Annotated in this window: 17 protein-coding genes and 1 tRNA gene; 13 read left to right on the top strand and 5 right to left on the bottom strand. The window is 70.5% G+C overall.

Translation table 11 applies throughout. The annotated features are described in order from the left end of the window. Nucleotides 1-51 precede the first annotated feature (51 nt). The 7 genes from gnd (at nt 52) to IMZ11_RS14635 (ending at nt 8,667) form a co-directional block, all read left to right on the top strand. Entirely contained in the window at nt 52-996 is a 945-nt protein-coding gene (gnd, locus tag IMZ11_RS14665; RefSeq protein ID WP_228641680.1) for a phosphogluconate dehydrogenase (NAD(+)-dependent, decarboxylating), read from the top strand. 94 nt (nt 997-1,090) lie between these two features. Then, complete coding sequence (recF, locus tag IMZ11_RS14660; RefSeq protein ID WP_228641678.1) at nt 1,091-2,272, top strand: DNA replication/repair protein RecF; 1,182 nt, start codon at nt 1,091-1,093, stop codon at nt 2,270-2,272. Then, complete coding sequence (locus IMZ11_RS14655) at nt 2,262-2,780, top strand: DUF721 domain-containing protein (RefSeq protein WP_061256068.1); 519 nt, start codon at nt 2,262-2,264, stop codon at nt 2,778-2,780. Before recF ends, IMZ11_RS14655 begins: the two co-directional genes overlap by 11 nt. Nucleotides 2,781-3,069: 289 nt before the next feature. Continuing rightward, nucleotides 3,070-5,013, top strand: coding sequence for a DNA topoisomerase (ATP-hydrolyzing) subunit B (gyrB, locus tag IMZ11_RS14650; protein ID WP_228641676.1), 1,944 nt, complete (start codon nt 3,070-3,072; stop codon nt 5,011-5,013). A 13-nt stretch (nt 5,014-5,026) separates the two neighbouring features. After that, nucleotides 5,027-7,528, top strand: a complete 2,502-nt coding sequence (gyrA, locus tag IMZ11_RS14645) for a DNA gyrase subunit A (RefSeq protein WP_228641674.1) — start codon at nt 5,027-5,029, stop codon at nt 7,526-7,528. Next, a complete protein-coding gene (locus IMZ11_RS46705) occupies nt 7,525-8,448 on the top strand; it encodes a DUF3566 domain-containing protein (protein ID WP_255706461.1) in 924 nt (307 codons plus the stop codon). Before gyrA ends, IMZ11_RS46705 begins: the two co-directional genes overlap by 4 nt. A 142-nt stretch (nt 8,449-8,590) precedes the next feature. Next, a tRNA-Ile gene (locus tag IMZ11_RS14635) sits at nt 8,591-8,667 on the top strand. 32 nt (nt 8,668-8,699) lie between these two features. Here the strand turns inward: IMZ11_RS14635 and IMZ11_RS14630 are convergent. Further along, nucleotides 8,700-9,569 (bottom strand): helix-turn-helix domain-containing protein, encoded by an 870-nt coding sequence (locus IMZ11_RS14630; protein ID WP_228641672.1) that lies wholly within the window; start codon nt 9,567-9,569, stop codon nt 8,700-8,702. Nucleotides 9,570-9,729: 160 nt separating this feature from the next. Here IMZ11_RS14630 and IMZ11_RS14625 point away from each other — a divergent pair, with 160 nt between their 5' ends. Then, nucleotides 9,730-10,455, top strand: a complete 726-nt coding sequence (locus tag IMZ11_RS14625) for an alpha/beta fold hydrolase (RefSeq protein ID WP_228641670.1) — start codon at nt 9,730-9,732, stop codon at nt 10,453-10,455. 129 nt (nt 10,456-10,584) lie between these two features. Here the strand turns inward: IMZ11_RS14625 and IMZ11_RS14620 are convergent, their stop codons facing one another. After that, nucleotides 10,585-11,544, bottom strand: coding sequence for a YafY family protein (locus tag IMZ11_RS14620; RefSeq protein WP_228641668.1), 960 nt, complete (start codon nt 11,542-11,544; stop codon nt 10,585-10,587). Between the two features lie 156 nt (nt 11,545-11,700). Between IMZ11_RS14620 and IMZ11_RS14615 the strand changes: the two genes are divergently transcribed. The 3 genes from IMZ11_RS14615 to IMZ11_RS14605 all read left to right on the top strand — a co-directional run bounded on the left by IMZ11_RS14615 (nt 11,701) and on the right by IMZ11_RS14605 (nt 14,445). Further along, nucleotides 11,701-12,138: a VOC family protein gene (locus tag IMZ11_RS14615; RefSeq protein ID WP_228641666.1), complete on the top strand. Its 438-nt coding sequence runs from the start codon at nt 11,701-11,703 to the stop codon at nt 12,136-12,138. 158 nt (nt 12,139-12,296) lie between these two features. Beyond that, a complete protein-coding gene (locus IMZ11_RS14610; RefSeq protein WP_228641664.1) occupies nt 12,297-13,271 on the top strand; it encodes an RNA polymerase subunit sigma-70 in 975 nt (324 codons plus the stop codon). A gap of 67 nt (nt 13,272-13,338) precedes the next feature. Then, on the top strand, nt 13,339-14,445 hold the full coding sequence (locus IMZ11_RS14605; RefSeq protein WP_228641662.1) for a serine hydrolase domain-containing protein: 1,107 nt from the start codon (nt 13,339-13,341) through the stop codon (nt 14,443-14,445). Between the two features lie 7 nt (nt 14,446-14,452). Here the strand turns inward: IMZ11_RS14605 and IMZ11_RS14600 are convergent, their stop codons facing one another. Then, entirely contained in the window at nt 14,453-15,145 is a 693-nt protein-coding gene (locus IMZ11_RS14600) for a rhodanese-like domain-containing protein (RefSeq protein ID WP_061256043.1), read from the bottom strand. 356 nt (nt 15,146-15,501) lie between these two features. Between IMZ11_RS14600 and IMZ11_RS14595 the strand changes: the two genes are divergently transcribed. Both IMZ11_RS14595 and IMZ11_RS14590 read left to right on the top strand, forming a co-directional pair. Further along, complete coding sequence (locus IMZ11_RS14595; protein ID WP_228641660.1) at nt 15,502-15,858, top strand: DUF3140 domain-containing protein; 357 nt, start codon at nt 15,502-15,504, stop codon at nt 15,856-15,858. A gap of 4 nt (nt 15,859-15,862) precedes the next feature. Beyond that, nucleotides 15,863-16,114 carry a DUF6343 family protein gene (locus tag IMZ11_RS14590; protein WP_228641658.1) on the top strand — a complete coding sequence of 84 codons (252 nt, stop codon included), beginning with the start codon at nt 15,863-15,865 and terminating at the stop codon, nt 16,112-16,114. On the opposite strand, the gene IMZ11_RS14585 is transcribed toward IMZ11_RS14590, so the two are convergent. Both IMZ11_RS14585 and IMZ11_RS14580 read right to left on the bottom strand, forming a co-directional pair. Next, entirely contained in the window at nt 16,086-16,430 is a 345-nt protein-coding gene (locus IMZ11_RS14585) for a hypothetical protein (RefSeq protein ID WP_228641656.1), read from the bottom strand. The genes IMZ11_RS14590 and IMZ11_RS14585 overlap by 29 nt on opposite strands. 95 nt (nt 16,431-16,525) lie before the next feature. Further along, a partial coding sequence (locus tag IMZ11_RS14580) for an alpha-lytic protease prodomain-containing protein (protein ID WP_228641654.1) occupies nt 16,526-17,763 on the bottom strand: 1,238 nt, incomplete at its 5' end.

Here is a 17,763-nt window from a genome sequence, read left to right as displayed (position 1 = left end):
ATGTCCGGGTACGGCGTCCCTGTGGATGTTCGACCCTGAGGGGGTAGCTCTATGCAGATCGGCATGATCGGACTCGGCAAGATGGGCGGCAACATGGCCGAGCGGCTTCGCCGTGGCGGTCATGAGGTGGTCGGTTACGACCGCGATCCGCAGATCAGCGACGTCGGCAGCCTCAAGGAGCTCGTCGACCGGCTGGACGCCCCCCGTGCCGTCTGGGTCATGGTGCCCGCCGGGGAGCCCACCCACAGCACCGTCCGGCTGCTGGGCGAGATGCTCTCCCCCGGCGACATCGTGATCGACGGCGGCAACTCACACTATGTGGACGACCAGAAGCACGGCGCCGACCTCGCGGCCAAGGGGGTCGGCTTCGTCGACGTCGGTGTGAGCGGCGGCGTCTGGGGGCTGGAGAACGGCTACGCCCTGATGGTCGGCGGCACGTCCGACGACGTCGCGCGGCTCATGCCGATCTTCGAGACGCTCAAGCCCGAGGGTGAGGACGGCTTCGTCCACGCCGGCGAGGTCGGCGCGGGGCACTTCGCGAAGATGGTCCACAACGGCATCGAGTACGGCATGATGCAGGCCTTCGCCGAGGGCTGGGAGCTGCTCGAGGCGGCCGACATCGTCACGGACGTCCACGGGTCGTTCAAGAGCTGGCGGCAGGGCACCGTCATCCGCTCCTGGCTGCTCGACCTGCTGGTCCGCGCGCTCGACGAGGACCCGGGCCTGTCGGACCTCAAGGGGTACGCCCAGGACTCGGGAGAGGGCCGGTGGACCGTCCAGGCCGCGGTGGATCACGCCGTTCCGCTGCCGGTCATCACGGCCGCGCTGTACGCCCGGTTCGCGTCCAGGCAGTCCGACTCCCCCGCGATGAAGATGGTCGCGGCGCTGCGCAACCAGTTCGGCGGGCACGCGGTCACCGCCCAGGAGGGGCAGACCGGCAAGGGCGCGGACGCTCCCGGCGCCGACGTGAGCCCGCCCGTGGAGACCCAGCGCTGATCCACAGCCTGTGGACAACCGGCGCGGTCCGGGCCTGAAGGGGGCGCGGTTCTTCGCCCCCCGGACGGGTGCCGGCAGGGACTAGCCTTTCGGGGTGCGTGTGTGCCACCTGTCCCTGACCGACTTCCGGTCCTATCCGTCGGCCGAGCTCGCCCTCGACCCGGGAGTGACGGCGTTCGTCGGTCCCAACGGGCACGGCAAGACCAACCTGGTCGAGGCCATCGGGTACGTCGCGACGCAGTCGAGTCACCGGGTCGCCACCGACGCTCCGCTGGTACGGCACGGCGCCGACCGGGCGATCGTCCGCGCGATGGTCGCCAGGGACGACCGGCGCGCACTGGTCGAGCTGGAGATCAACCCGGGCCGGTCCAACCGGGCGCGGGTGAACCGTTCGCCGGTCTCGCGGCCGCGTGACGCCCTCGGCCTGTTGCGCACCGTCCTGTTCGCGCCGGAGGATCTCGCTCTGGTGAAGGGCGATCCCTCCGAGCGGCGCCGGTTCCTCGACGATCTGCTGGTCGCCCGCGCCCCCCGTTTCGCCGGGGTCCGCGCCGACTACGACCGCGTGCTCAAACAGCGCAACACCCTGTTGCGTACGGCGGCCGCGACCAAGCCGGGACGGCGGCGCAGCGCGCGCAGGCAGGACGACGAGTCGGGGTTCGCCTCGGCGGGGGCGGGCGACGTCCTGAGCACGCTCGACGTCTGGGACACCCATCTCGTACGGCACGGCGCCGAGTTGCTGGCCGCCCGCCTGGACCTGGTCGAGGCGCTTCGGCCGCTGGCCGCCAAGGCGTACGCGACGCTCGCGCCGACCTCGGCCCCGGCGGACCTGGAGTACCGGACGAGCGCGACGTTGTCCACAGGCTGTGGAACATCTCGTGATGTTCTGGAAGAGGCACTGCGCGCGAGCCTCGCCGAGGCACGGCAGGGGGAGCTCGAACGCGGCGTCACCTTGGTCGGGCCGCACCGCGACGACCTGCAGCTGGCACTGGGCGAGCTGCCCGCGCGCGGATACGCGAGCCACGGCGAGTCGTGGTCGTTCGCGCTGGCGCTGCGACTGGCCGCCTACGACCTGCTCCGCGCGGACGGCGGCGATCCCGTGCTGATCCTCGACGACGTCTTCGCCGAACTGGACACCCACCGGCGGACCCGGCTGGCCGAGGTCGTCGGCTCGGCCGAGCAGGTCCTGATCACGGCGGCGGTGCCGGGCGACGTTCCCGCCGAGCTGGCCGGCGCGCGGTTCGACGTCACGGAAGGGAGCGTGTCCCGTGTCCGATGAGCCCGTGGGCGGTCAGTCTCCCCAGGGCGCGGCGGCCAAGGGGGCCGCTCTCGCCAGAGAGAAGCTGGCCCAGGCGAAGGCGGACGCGGCCAGGCGGGGGCAGCTGCCGCGGACCGAGCCGCGGCGCAGGTCCTCCGGGCAGCGGCGGGACGCCGGCGATCCACAACTTTTCGGAAAGGCCATCAGGGATCTCCTCGCCGACCGGGGATGGGAGCAGCCGGTCGCGGTCGGCGGGGTGTTCGGGCGCTGGCGCGAGATCGTGGGGCCGGATCTGGCCGCGCACACGAAGCCCGAGTCCTTCGAGGACGGCGAGGTGTTCGTGGCGGCGGACTCCACCGCGTGGGCCACGCAGGTGCGCCTGCTCGCGGCTACGCTGGTCAGGCGGCTGAACGAGGAGCTCGGCGACGGCACGGTCAAGCGGGTCAGGGTGCGCGGCCCGGGTGCGGGCCCCCGGCAGGGCGGGTTGCGCGTCCGCGGCGGCCAAGGGCCCGGCGACACCTACGGCTAGGCTCCATAATTGCGCCTGAGCGGTTGACCCCCTTCCCAAAGGGGGGGTGCCTGAAAACATGATCGTCGCGCCAGGAGGCGTCACAGCGGCCGTCATTGCCACATAAGTGCTCCGAGAGCAGTAGAATGGACGCGGACTCAAGGACACGGTCCGCTTGCGCGTCACCCCGGTTCGAGGCCGGTTTCCTCTGGGTGATCGCACGGGGCTTACTCACGACGGTGACGGGCACGGCAGGGGCAGCCAGCAGGGGTCTCGCTCGCCACGTGTCCTCGGCAGGAGGATTTCGCACTTGTCCTACGACGCTAGCTCTATCACCGTTCTCGAAGGTCTGGAAGCGGTCCGCAAGCGCCCCGGCATGTACATCGGCTCGACGGGCGAGCGCGGTCTCCACCACCTGGTCTACGAGGTTGTGGACAACTCGGTCGACGAGGCCCTGGCGGGGTACTGCGACACCATTGAGGTGACGCTCCTCGCGGACAACGGGGTCAGGGTCGTCGACAACGGCCGTGGCATCCCCGTCGGTGAACACCCTGTGGAAAAGCGGCCCGCGGTCGAGCTCGTCCTCACCACGCTGCACGCCGGTGGCAAGTTCGACAGCCAGTCGTACGCCGTCTCCGGCGGTCTGCACGGCGTCGGCGTGTCCGTGGTGAACGCGCTGTCCACGCGGCTCGACGTGGAGATCCGCACGGACGGCTACTACTGGACCCAGACATACGAGCAGTCCAAGCCGACCGCCCCGCTGCACAAGGGCGAGCCGACCGACAGCACCGGAACCACGATCACGTTCTGGGCCGACGACGAGATCTTCGAGACGACCACCTGGAACTTCGAGACGCTCTCGCGCCGGTTCCAGGAGATGGCCTTCCTCAACAAGGGCCTGACGATCACCATCAGGGACGAGCGGCCGGACCACATCGACGGCGAGCCGGTCGTCGCGACCTACCACTACGAGGGCGGGCTGTCCGACTTCGTCGGCCACCTCAACAAGAAGAAGGAGCCCATCCACGGCTCCGTCATCGACTTCGAGGAGCACGGCGACGGCATCTCGGTCGAGATCGCCATGCAGTGGAACGCGTCCTATTCCGAGTCGGTCTACACCTTCGCCAACACGATCAATACGGCCGAGGGCGGCACCCACGAGGAGGGCTTTCGCGCGGCGCTGACCAGCATCGTCAACCGCTACGCGCGCGAGCAGAAGTTCCTCAAGGAGGGCAAGGACGACAACCTCACCGGTGACGACATCCGTGAGGGACTCACCGCGATCATCTCGGTGAAGCTCGCCGACCCGCAGTTCGAGGGCCAGACCAAGACCAAGCTCGGCAACACCGAGGCCAAGTCGTTCGTGCAGAAGGCATGCAACGACCACCTGCGCGACTGGTTCGAGCGCAACCCCGGCGAGGCCAAGGACATCATCGGCAAGTCGCTCCAGGCCTCACGCGCGCGCATCGCCGCGCGCCAGGCCCGTGACCTCACGCGGCGCAAGTCGCTGCTGGAGAGCGGGAGCGGCCTGCCGGGCAAGCTGGCCGACTGCCAGTGGTCCGAGCCGGAGAAGTGCGAGCTCTACATCGTCGAGGGTGACTCGGCCGGCGGCTCCGCCAAGGGCGGACGGGATCCGAAGTTCCAGGCGATCCTGCCCCTCCGCGGCAAGATCCTCAACGTCGAGAAGGCACGCATCGACAGGGTCCTCAAGAACAACGAGGTCCAGGCGATGATCACCGCGCTCGGCACCGGTGTGCACGACGAGTTCGACATCACCAAGCTCCGCTACCACAAGCTCATCCTGATGGCCGACGCCGACGTCGACGGCCAGCACATCACCACCCTGCTGCTGACGTTGCTGTTCCGCTTCATGCGGCCGCTGATCGAGGCAGGGCACGTCTATCTCTCCCAGCCTCCGCTCTACAAGATCAAGTGGGACCGCAAGGGCGAGGACGCGTCGTACGCGTTCTCCGACCGGGAGCGCGACGCGATCATCGAGGACGGCATCGCGCGCGGCAAGCGCGACCCGCGTATGCACGACGGCGTCCAGCGCTTCAAGGGTCTCGGCGAGATGAACGCCGCGCAGCTGTGGGACACCACCATGAACCCGCACTCCCGGATCCTCCTCCAGGTGACGCTCGACGACGCCGCGCAGGCGGACGAGCTGTTCACCGTACTGATGGGCGAGGACGTGGAAGCCCGCAGGAACTTCATCATCCGCAACGCCCGTGACGTCCGCTTCCTCGACGTGTAAGGACTGACTTTTCGTGACGGAAGTGAACACTCCGCCTGGACCGCCCGCCGACCGCATCGAACCGGTCGACATCCAGTCCGAGATGCAGCGCAGCTACATGGACTACGCGATGTCGGTCATCGTGTCGCGTGCCCTGCCCGATGTGCGTGACGGACTGAAGCCGGTGCACCGCCGTGTCCTGTACGCCATGTTCGACGGCGGCTACCGGCCCGACCGCGGATATTTCAAGTGCTCCCGCGTCGTCGGTGACGTCATGGGCTCCTACCACCCGCACGGCGACACGTCGATCTACGACACCGTCGTGCGGCTGGCGCAGCCCTGGTCGCTGCGTTACCCGCTGGTCGACGGCCAGGGCAACTTCGGCTCGCCGGGCAACGACCCGGCCGCCGCGATGCGGTACACCGAGTGCCGCCTCGCGCCGATCGCCATGGAGATGCTCCGGGACATCGACAAGGACACCGTCGACTTCCAGCCCAACTACGACGGGCGCTCGCAGGAGCCGGTCGTCCTGCCGTCGCGGTTCCCGAACCTGCTGGTCAACGGTGCCGCCGGCATCGCGGTCGGCATGGCGACGAACATCCCGATGCACAACCTCCGTGAGGTCGCCGCAGGGGTGAAGTGGTGCCTGGAGAACCCCGAGGCGAGCGAGGAGGAGCTGCTCGAGGCGCTCATCGCCCGGGTGAAGGGGCCCGACTTCCCGACCGGCGCGCTGATCGTCGGCCGCAGGGGCATCGACGACGCCTACCGCACGGGTCGCGGCTCGATCACCATGCGGGCGATCGTGGAGGTCGAGGAGGACGCCAAGGGCCGGCAGTGCCTGGTCGTGACGGCCCTGCCGTACCAGGTGAACCCCGACAACCTCGCCCTCACCATCGCGGAGCTGGTCAAGGACGGCCGGATCACCGGCATCGCCGACGTACGCGACGAGACCTCCTCGCGTACCGGCCAGCGGCTGGTGATCGTGCTCAAGCGCGACGCCGTGGCCAAGGTCGTGCTGAACAACCTGTACAAGCACACCCAGCTGCAGACCACGTTCGGGGCGAACATGATCGCCCTGGTGGACGGGGTGCCGCGCACGCTGCGGCTCGACCAGTTCGTCAAGTACTACGTCGAGCACCAGATCGAGGTCGTCGTCCGGCGGACCAGGTTCCTGCTGCGCAAGGCCGAGGAGCGGGCGCACATCCTGCGCGGTCTGCTCCGGGCGCTCGACCGGATGGACGAGGTCATCGCCCTCATCCGGCGGTCCCCGTCGGCGGCCGAGGCCCAGGGCGGCCTGATGACGCTGCTGGAGATCGACCAGGTCCAGGCGCAGGCCATCCTCGACATGCAGCTGCGCAAGCTGGCCGCTCTCGAACGGCAGCAGATCCAGGACGAGTACGACGGCCTGATGGCGCAGATCGCCGACTACCAGAGCATCCTCGCCTCGCCCGAGCGGCAGCGGTCCATCGTCTCCGAGGAGCTCGGTGAGATCGTGGCCAAGTTCGGCGACGAGCGGAAGACCGAGATCATCGCCTACGAGGGCGACATGTCGATCGAGGACCTGATCGCCGAAGAGGACATGGTCGTCACGATCACCCGTGGCGGGTACGCGAAGCGCACCAACATGGACCTCTACCGCGCGCAGAAGCGCGGCGGCAAGGGCGTCAGGGGCGCGCAGCTGCGCCAGGACGACATCGTCGAGCACTTCTTCGTGACCACCACGCACCACTGGCTGCTCGCCTTCACCAACAAGGGGCGGGTCTACCGGGTCAAGGCGTACGAGCTGCCGGACTCGGGCCGGGACGCGCGCGGGCAGCACCTGGCGAACCTGCTCGCCATGCAGCCCGACGAGCACGTCATGGAGATCCTCGACCTCCGTGACTACGACGTGGCGCCGTACCTGGTGCTGGCCACGCGCAGCGGTCTGGTGAAGAAGACCCGGCTCTCCGAGTACGACTCGCCGCGCTCCGGTGGTCTCATCGCGATCAACCTGCGCGACGACGACGAGGTGATCGCGGCCCGGCTCGTCTCCGAGGACGACGACCTGCTCCTCGTCTCCAAGGACGCGCAGTCGATCCGGTTCACCGCCTCCGACGAGGCGCTCCGCCCGATGGGCCGCGCCACCAGCGGTGTGATCGGCATGCGGTTCCTCGACGGTGACGAACTCCTCGCGATGAACGTCATCGGCGACGGCGACGACGTGCTGGTCGCGACCGAGGGCGGCTATGCAAAGCGCACGCCAGCGAGTCAATATCCGGTTCAGGGCCGTGGCGGCAAGGGCGTGCTTACGGCGAAAATCGTCAGCGCTCGTGGCAAGCTGGTCGGAGCCGTCATGGTTCGTCCTGAGGATGAGGTTTTCGCGATCACCTCTGCCGGTGGGGTGATCCGGACCAGTGCCGGTGAGATCAAGCAGTCCGGCCGGCAGACCATGGGTGTGCGCCTGATGAACCTCGCCGAAGGCGACAGCGTCGTGGCCCTTGCTCGGAATGCCGAGTCGTTGGAGACCGAGGAAAACGGGGCAGGAGACGAGGCATGAGCAACTCCAGCGGCGGGAACGCGGCCGGCGCGCCCAAGAAGAAGCCGGGAGGCGCCCGTCCCGCATCTTCTCCGATGCGGGATCAGGTGACCGAGCGGGTCGGCGAAAGCGGTAGCGTCGCTGGGGTGGCGCGCGATGCTGATGATGTGACACCTCCCGGCAAGGACAACAAATCCGGGGACACCGTCCGCGTCCGGCCCGCTGGGCCGGACGCGTCGTGGAAGCCGTCCGGTGACGGCGCTCCGCGTCCCGGCGGCAATCCCGGCGGCGGTAACCCCGTCGGTAAGCCCGGCGGCACCCCTGCCGGCGGCCCGCAGCGTCCCGGTGGCAATCCGGGACCGGGCGGCCCCGGCGTCAACGGCCCCGGTAACTCCTCCTCAGGTAGGCAGGTGGCCGGCCCCGGGCCGACCGCCGCCTACCCCCGGCCTTCCATGGGCGCCCCGCCGAAGCCGGGAGCCGGTGCGGCCACCGCGGCCGGCGGCTCCGAGCCGGTCGTGCGGACCGACCCGGCTCCGGACAAGCCCGGCATCCGCGCCCCGCGCAAGGCCCACCTGGTGCTGCGCCGGGTGGAGCCGTGGTCGGCGATGAAGTTCAGCTTCGTCCTGTCGCTGGTCTGCTTCGTGGTGCTGTTCGTCGCCGTGGCCGTGCTGTACGGCGTGCTCTCGGCGCTCGGCGTCTTCGACACCATCACCGACGCCGTCACCCAGTTGACGTCCGGTGACGGCGGTAAGGCGACGAGTGATCTCGCCCAGAGCATCGACGCCTGGTTCGACCCCGTCCGCATCCTCGGCTACACGGCCCTGCTCGGTGCGGTCAACGTCGTCCTCATCACCGCGCTGTCCACCCTGGGCGCCGTCATCTACAACCTGTCGTCTTCGCTGGTCGGTGGCATCGAGGTCACCTTCAGCGAGGCCGAATAGCCCGCGGTACGGCCGCCGCCCCGGCGGTGGCCGTACTGACCGGAGGCGCGAGCAGCCTTCGAAACACGGTAAGCTTTTCCTCGTTCGAGCAACGGAATTCGCCTCCGCCCAGCGGATGCGGTAACGTTCGTGGCGCGTGCAAGGGGCTATAGCTCAGTCGGTTAGAGCGCTTCCCTGATAAGGAAGAGGTCCCAGGTTCAAGTCCTGGTAGCCCCACCACGAAGCATCAGTTCAGAGGCCAGTTCCCACGATCAGGGACCTGGCCTTTTGGTCGTTTGTTGGCCATTCGTCAGCGGGCCGGCCCCGCCCAGGTGACAGAGATCGAGGAGCGCCAGCTTGTCGGCACTGTCGGTGCCGGGGTCCGGGTGGAGGACGACGAGCGTCTGACCTGTCGCGCCGCTGACGCCCAATCTCTCCCGGTTCAGCCAGAGGCCACCGACCTGGGGGTGGTCGATGTGCTTGGGTGTGCCTTCGCATGTGTTCACGTCGTGGCGGGCCCAGAGCCTGCTGAAGCGAGGGCTGGCGAGGGAGAGTTCGCCGACGAGTTCGATGAATCGGGGGTCGTCCGTGTCGGTGCCGACGGACTCACGGAAACCGGCGACCATGCCCTGCGCGGCGTCCTCCCAGTCCGGGTAGAGGGCCTGCTCGGCGGGGTCGAGGAACACGTCCCGCAGGCGGTTGCCCCCCGCCACGAGTCGCGGCGACAGAGCGGTCGCCAGCGCATTGGCGGCGAGGACATCGAAATAGCGGCCCTCCACGTACGCGGGGAGCGGGAGCGCGACGACGAGCTTGGCGACGCCAGGAGGGACGGTTTCCTTCCGGGGTCGCCGTCGCCGCCGGGGTTTTCCCGCCCCGAGGCGTAGCAGGTAGGCCGTCGCGTCGTCGTCGAGCAGCAGCACGCGGGCGAGGGACTCGAGGACCTGCGCGGAGGGGTTGCGGTCGCGGCCCTGTTCCAGGCGCAGGTAGTAGTCGGCGCTGATGCCGGCGAGCATCGCGACCTCCTCCCGGCGCAGGCCCGGCACGCGCCGTACGCCCACGGAGGGGATGCCGGCCTGTTCAGGAGTGACGAGCTCCCGGCGGGCGCGTACGTAATCGCCCAGAAGGTTGGATTCGTCCCTCATGTCCCCACTGTAATTCGCGCACTTTCGTGCGTGCCTGGTCCTGTCACACCCAGGATCGCGGGGGCTCTGGCTCTGTCAGCGGGTGAGCGGAAACCTCACTTCCGGGACGAACGCCGGCGAAATCGGCTGGTGGTCCCTTCCGCGAACAAGGAGCGACACCATGTCAACATTTTTGCTCGTACACGGGGCCTGGCACAGCGGGCAATGCTGGGAGCGGGTGGTCCCGTTGCTGGCATCGGCCGGGCATCGGGTGGTCGCGCCGTCGCTGACCGGCTCCGGCGACAAGGCGCATCTGCTCGGCCCCGAGGTAGGGCTGGACACGCACGTCGACGACATCGTCAGGCTGATCGACGAGGAGGACCTCACCGACGTGATCCTGGTGGGCCACAGCTACGCCGGGCTGGTCATCTCGTCCGCCGCCAACCGGATCCCGGATCGGATCGCCCATCTGGTCTATCTCGACGCGATGGTCCCGGAGGACGGCGAGAGCGCGGTCGATGTGCATCCCGTGACCCAGGCCCTCATCGACCGCGCCGCGGAGTCCGAGGTCGGCTGGCGGATCCCGCCGATGCCCGAGTCGCCGCCGCCCCTGGGCCTGTTCGGGGTCACCGACCCGGCGGACGTGGCGTGGCTGCGGACGATGTTGTCGGATCAGCCGGTGCTCTGCCTCCGGCAACCGGTCCGGCTGGACAACCCGGCCGTGCGCATGATTCCGCGGACGCACATTCACTGCGTCGTCGGCGTACCGGAGGGCATCGAGCGGCGGCCCGTCCCAGCGATACAGCCCAACGGCAGCCCGGCACAGGTGTGGGAACTGGAGACGGGCCACGACTGCATGATCACCATGCCGGCCGAGCTCACCGAACTGCTGCTCAAGCTCGGCTGACCCGCCCACTCGAGCCGCGTGGGCCGCTTCCGGCAGCCCCGGTCCTGGAGCACCTGCCCCGCTACCGCCGTACCCGCAGCGGACGCTCGACCCGCCGGCACGGTGTCGAGCACGGACTGACCGGGTCCGTCAGCCGGTCCCGGCCATCGCCGCGAGGCGGCGGGCGAGCAGGGCGGCGGCCTCCCGCAACTCCGGAGGCTCCAGCACCTCAGCCTCAAAGCCCAGCCGGGCCACGTGCACGGCGATCCGGTCCAGGTCCTCCCCGCCGACGACGAGCACACACCACCCGTCGCGATCATCCTCGACGCGCCCCACCTGGGGCGGCACCAGCTCCCGCACCCGATCGGGCCGGGCGTGCACCCGCACCCGGGCGAGATACCGGTACGGCGCCTCGGTCACGGACCGCTGCACGTAGGCGACCGGGTCCGGATGCTCCCTCGCCCGGAAGCGCCAGGTCGTCGCCGCCACCTCGCGCATCCGGTCCAGCCGGAAGGTGCGCCAGTCGTCGCGGTCGACGTCCCAGGCCATCAGGTACCAGCGGCGGCCGGTGGCGACCATCCGTACCGGCTCGACCGTGCGCTCGCGCTCCCCGCCGTCGCGGCCGGCGTACCGGAACCGCACCCGTACGGCGTCGCGACAGGCCCGCGCGAGTGTCACCAGCAGCTCCGCGTCGATCTCGACTCCGGGGCCGAGCAGGGTCTCGGTGGCGCCGTACACCGCCCGCACCTCGGCGCGCAGCCGGGGCGGCATCACCTGGTCGAGCTTCGCGAGCGCCCGCAATGCCGCCTCGCCCGCCCCGGCGACCGTGCCCCCCGACGCCAGCCGCAGGGACACCGCCGTCGCGATCGCCTCCTCGTCGTCGAGGAGCAGCGGCGGCAGCCGGGTGCCCGCGCCGAGCTGGTAGCCGCCGCCGACGCCCGCCGTCGCGTGCACGGGGTAGCCGAGCGCGCGCAGCCGCTCCACGTCGCGGCGCACCGAGCGGTCGGTGACCCCCAGTTCGGCGGCGAGTTCGGCGGCGGTCCAGGACGGCCGGTGCTGCAGCAGCGCCAGTAACCGCAGCACCCGCTCGGTCGTCGCCTCGACTGTCACGCGCTCATCGTTCCACAGATCGCGGAACGATCCTGTCCGCTATATGCGGCAGGGTGGACACCATGACCGACCAGACCTGGAGCCCCGTGCTCCGCGACCTCCACCCGCACACCCACCCGCACACCCACCCGCAGACCCGGCGGGAGGCGAGCTGAGATGGCCCGCGACGTGCAGATCACCTTTGACTGCGCCGACCCGGCCGGGTTGGCGGCGTTCTGGGCCGAGGCCCTCGGCTACCGGCTGCAGGACCCGCCCGAGGGGTTCGAGTCGTGGGAGCAGGCCCTGGAGGCGATGGGCGTGCCGCCCGAGAGCCGCAACGACGCCTCGGCGGTGGTCGACCCCGAGGGCTTCGGGCCGCGGCTGTTCTTCCAGCGGGTGCCGGAGGGCAAGCAGGCCAAGAACCGCGTGCACCTCGATGTGCGGGCCGCCCCCGGCCTCGTGGGCGACGCGCGGATGGCGGCCATGGAGGCGGAGGCCGAGCGGCTCGTCTCCCACGGCGCCACCCGGCTCCGGCGCTACGAGCCCGCTCCCCCACTCGGCGCCGGTCACATCATCATGGCCGACCCCGAGGGCAACGAGTTCTGCCTCGACTGATCAGCAGCGCGGTGGGCCGGCGAGCCGCCGGCCCCGATGATCGTGCCGGAGGCCCGCCGCGCGCCGCCCGCCACCGCCCGATCTCCGCCACCGCCCGATCTCCGCCGCATCCCGCGCGAACCGTACGAACCTGGTTGACTCGGGGGATCGTTGTGCGGGTGGGAACGGATCGAGGGATGGCCGTGGACGGGTTCGGCACGCGGATCGACGAGCATCGGCGTGCGCTGCACGTGCACTGCTATCGGATGCTCGGCTCCTTCGACGAGGCCGAGGATCTGGTGCAGGAGACGTTCCTGCGGGCCTGGCGCGGACGGGACACCCTGCGGGACGAATCCGGCCTGCGCGCCTGGCTGTACCGGATCGCCACCAACACCTGCCTGGACCACCTCAGGGCGCATCCCCGGCAGCCGCAGCCGCGTTCGGCGCCGGTCGTGTCCGATCCCGGGCTCGACGTGCCGGCCTCGGACGCGGTGCCGTGGCTCCAGCCGTACCCTGATGTGCTGCTGGACACGGCCGACGTGGTGATCGACCGCGAGACGATCGAGCTCGCCTTCCTGGTCGCGATCCAGCATCTGCCGCCCCGGCAGCGCGCCGTACTGATCCTGCGCGATGTGCTCGGCTGGTCGGCGCAGGAGACCGCCGAGTCGCTGGACCTGACCGTCGCGGCGGTGAAGAGCGCGCTGCAGCGGGCCAGGCCGACGGTCAAGGAGCACCTGCCGGAGCGGCGGCTGGAGTGGGGCGCCTCCACCGAGCCCACCAGCGAGGAGCGCGCGGTCCTGCAGCGTTACATCGAGGCGGTCGAGCAGGCCGATCCGTCCGTGCTCGCGACGGTGCTCCGGGCCGACGTGTGGCAGACGATGCCGCCCGCGCCGATCTGGATCCTGGGACGGGAGGCGTTCCTGGCGTCGTGGACGCCCGCGATGGTGGGCCCGGAGGCGTGGGGCGACTGGCGGCTTCTCCCTGCCTGGGCGAACCGGCAGCCCGCCGCCGCCGCGTATCTCCGCAAGCCCGGCGAATCCGTCTTTTCGCCTTCCTGGCTGGGTGTCCTGCGGGTCGAGGGCGGTCTGGTGACCCAGATCACGACGTACGGGGGTGAGATGGCCGCACGGTTCGGCCTTCCGGCCTCGCTCTGAGGCGCGACCGATTCCTTTTTCGCGCTCCCCTCGTCTCATGAGGGAGTCATCGAGAGAGGAAACCACCATGACCGATCTTCAGCGGGACGTGCAGGCCGTCATCGACGAGCTCGTCGAGTCAGGCGTCGAGCGTGGGGTGCAGGTCGCCGTCTACCGGCGCGGCCTGCTCCTGGTCGACGCCGTGGCGGGCGTCGCCGACCCGGAGACGGGCCGCGCCTTCACATCCGGCACCCCGGTCTACGCCACCTCGACGGGGAAGGGGGTGACCGCGACCGTCGTCCACGTGCTCGCCGAGCGTGGGGTCCTCGACTACGACACGCCCATCGCGGACGTGTGGCCGGAGTTCGGCGCCCACGGCAAGGAGAAGGCGACCGTACGGCACGCGCTGACGCACGCGACCGGCGTGCCGGGAGTGCCGGTCGGCACCACTCCGGAGGACCTGTGCGACTGGGACGCGATGTGCGCCGCGATCGCCGCCGCCGTGCCGTGGTGGGAGCCGGGCACCCGGTTCGGGTACCACCCCCAGACGTACGGCTACGTCCTCGGCGAGGTCGTACGCCGGGTGACCGGCAGGACGATCTCGCAGGTGCTCCGCGAGGACGTGGCGGGCCCGCTCGGCGTGGCCGGTGAGCTGTTCTTCGGTGTGCCGCGGGACGAGCTCGGCCGGTTGGCCAGGATCGAGGACGCCGGGCCCGCCATGGAGCTTCCCGCCGAGATGCTGGCCGAGATCCCGTTCTTCCGGGTGGTCGACGGGTACACGGCGGCTCCGATGGCGGCGCTTCCCGATGCCGCGTTCAGTAACCGCGCCGACGTGCTGAGCTCCGACATCCCGGCGGGCGCGACGATGACGGCCCGCGCGGTGGCCCGCATGTACGACGCGTTGCTGGGCGGGACGCTGGTCTCCCCTGACCGGCTGCGCGAGCTGTCCTCGGCGGCGGTGACGGGCATGGACGAGGTCACCGGTGCCCCGGCCACCTGGGGGCTGGGGTTCTCGATCGGGCTGACCGAGGCGTTCGACGCGCCCACTCTGTTCGGGATGGCCGGCAGCGGCGGGACCGCGGCCTTCGCGGACACCGCCACAGGGACCAGCGTCGGCGTGATGAAGAACCGCGTCTCGGCGGGTGACTTCACCACCGTCGAACGGATCGCCCGGATGGTGCTCCAGGCGAGCTGATCACTGGCTATCCCTGGTCGGGTTCGGATTCGGGGGATCTCACGGCGTCCAGGACGAACAGGCCGACCAGCCTGCCGTCGGGCAGGGTCACGACCATCTGATGGATCTTGGCCCTGTCCATCCGCCTGACCAGGGGCTCCATGTCCTCGCTGAGCCGTACCGTGGTGACGCCGAAGCGCATGGCGTGCTCCGCGGTCGCGCCAGGGGGCACGCCCTTCAGCTCGTCGGGGCCGATGACGCCCTGGACGACGCGGTCCCGGTCGACCACCACGGCGAGCCCGGCCGGGTCGTCGATGATCCGTTCGGCGACCTCGTCGGCCCGGTCGTCGAGGTAGGCGATCACCGGGTCGCGGCGAACGGCCTGCGCGACCAGGACGGCGTGCCCCTCGAAGGGCAGCCCGGCGGAGATCCAGTCCATCTTGCCCTCGGCGTAGTCGAGGACCCGGTCGAAGCCGATCCGTTCGAGGCGGCGGGCGGCGCGCGGGCTCATGTCGCACATCCGGTCGTGGCAGTAGACGATCACCGGTCGCGATGCGTCCAGCCACGTGGCCGACTCCTCGTCGAGTCCCTTCAGCGGCAGGTGCGCCGCGCCCGGGAGGTGCGCCCACTCGTACTCCTCCAGGGGCAGCACCTCGACGAGCTGGGCCCGGTGGTTCGCCAGTAGGTCCTGTACGGTGTCGCGGTCGATCGTGTGCGCCATGAGTCAGCCCTACCCTCCGGCCGGGAAACGGCACTCCTGAGGGGACGTCGGGCGGTTCGGAAAAAGACGTTCTCGGGGCGGGAACAATGCCCGGCGACCGGTGGTTACATGACACGTGGCCGGTGTGCAGGTGTCCCCGGGCCTCACCTAATTTAGCCTTCGCGGACTACCGTTCGGCTGGAGCCGCGTTGTGCCTTTCGCCGAGAGGCGACCCGGCACCGGTTACACACACGTCGAGACCCCGTCAGGAGCGATCCTGGCGGGGTCTCGTCTTGTCCGACCTCCTCCGGACGCGGGCCGTCGCCCGCATCGGGGCGGCGCTCGCGGGTAGGCGATCCTCGTCGAAGGGGGGACACATGACCGAGAGTTCCGACCCCGAGGTGGATCTCCTCTGGGAGGAGTTCCACGAGGTGGTCAACATGACGTCGGCGGAGCTGCGCTCATGGCTGCTCACCTCCGCGTCCGGTGAGAGCGCTTTCCCCGCCGATCCCGACCTGGGCGTCCAGGAACTGGGGCGTGGCGTCCTGCACGTGCTCGGGAAGCGCAAGGGCGATCTGACGGGCGAGGATCTCGAGGTGATGCGCCACGTCGTCGACTTCGTGCGAGGGAAGATGGCCGGCGCTCCCGCGACGGCGGCCAGGAACGAACGCTGGCGGCACTCCCTGAAGTCCGTGGGGCACGATCCACTCGGGCCCGCCCCGACCGAAGGCTGAGCCCATGTGGGGAAACCGGCGAGGGACCGAACCGACGGAGGCGCGCAGCGCGCTCCGCATCCGGGCGGTGCTGTCCAGTGTGGCGCTGCCCATCGCGCTCGCGGCCACGATCTTCTTCGCGTACGCCGCCGCCGCGACAGGGCTGACGGTCTGGGCCGTGGAGGCCGGCATCGCCGCCTTCATCGCCCTTGTCGCGGCGATCGACCTGCTCGTCGTCTGGTACCGGATCAGGCGTGCTCGACGGCCGCATCCGTGACCTCGCCGACCGGTTGGCCGCCCGACGCCGCGGTCAGGGGACGCGGACGCCCGACCTCGGCCAGGACCCGCTCGATGCGGTCGGCCGCGGCCGTGATGTCGGCCACTGGGCCGATGGGGGTCTGCCAGGGAAACCAGAACCAGAGGTCGCCCTCCTCGTCGGGGGCGGTGAACACGCTCTCCGCCAGTGCGGGAGCCGCGACGTTGGTCACGTTCAGCGTGGCATGGCCCTCACGGGCCCGCACGCGTACGGCGAAGCGCCGCCGTTCCAGTTCCGAGCCGAGCTTCTCCAGGTGGCCGATGGCGTCGATGCACATGTTGGTCCTCGCTGTTCGAACCGTTGGTGGAACAAGGTGGGTGGCACCGGCCGCCACGGGGGCCGCGACGGCCGGTGCGCGCCGCTCGCGCGGGGTCAGCCGAGCCGCTGCCAGAGGGCGGGAACGTTCGGCGGCTCCCAGCCCGTCTGCGCCGTGTGTCCCTGGAGGCACCGGTAGGGGACGCCGGCGTAGGTCACCTGGGCGCCCGCCGCGTACGCCGTGCCGGCCTGCCAGGAGGTGGAGCCTCCGGTGGGGCTCGGGCTGGGGCTGGGGTTGCCGCCGCCCTCGACCGTCAGGGTGAGCCCGTAGGCCGAGAGGATCTCGCCGACCGGCTGGAAGTAGGTGATGCCGCCGCTGCCGCAGTTTCCGGTTCCGCCGGAGGTGACGCCCTGGGCCTGGTCGCCCGAGATGAAGGAGCCGCCGGAGTCGCCGGGCTCGGCGCAGACGTTGGTGCGGGTCACCTCGTAGACGGTGCCCTCCTGGTACGTGACGCTGCTGTTGCGCTGCTGGACGGTGCCGCAGTGCCAGCCGGTGGTCGATCCGGATCGGCAGACGGAGGCGCCCTCGATCGCCACGGTGGAGCCGCGTACGGGCAGGTTGCTCCCGTTGCTGTACACCCACGGGCGGGAGGTCCAGTTGCTGTTGGCCGCTACCCACGCGTAGTCGTTGCCCGGGAAGGACGAGCCCTGGAAGGTGCCCTGGGCGACCCGGTTGGAGCCGCTGGTGGAGCTCGCCACGGCGCAGTGACCGGCGGTGACGAACCCGTTCGTGGTGCCGCGGGTCACCGGGAAGCCGATCGAGCAGCGGGTGCCGCTGCCGATGTAGTAGGCGTCGCCGCCGCGCAGGTCGTAGAAGGGGCGGGGCCGCTCGGCCGACTTCTCGATCCGGACCAGGGCGCGGTCCGCGCCGCCGGCGGCGACGAACGCCTCGGCCCCGGCCGGCTGGGAGGACAGCACGACGACGCTGTTGCTCCGTACGTCCACGTACCAGACGGGTGTCGTGCCGGGCGCCTTGGCGGCGGCCCGGTCGAGGGCCTCCTTGGCGGCGGTGAGCGAGGCCAGCGTGTGCTCGACGACCGTGGCCTCGGCGCCTGCGGCGACGATGGAGGGCACCGCGGCGGCGTCGGTGGTGGCGACCACGAGCGTGGCGGTGGGGCCGTTCAGCCAGGAGCCGGCGAAGTGGTCGGCGAGGCCCGCGCGCAGCGCCGCCTCGGTACGGCCGGCCTGCTGCTCGTTGGCCAGGCGGGTTCTGGCCTGTTCCGCGCTGAGTCCGAGGTCGCGCTGCATCGCCTCGGCCACGCCGGGGGGCGGCTGCGGGGCGGACTGCGGGGCGG

Origin of the sequence: Microtetraspora sp. AC03309, assembly GCF_020826795.1 — a bacterium.
Classification (GTDB): Bacteria; Actinomycetota; Actinomycetes; order Streptosporangiales; family Streptosporangiaceae; genus Microtetraspora; species Microtetraspora glauca.
Note: the sequence above shows the minus strand (reverse complement) of the source record. Positions and strands in the feature narration are given on the sequence as shown.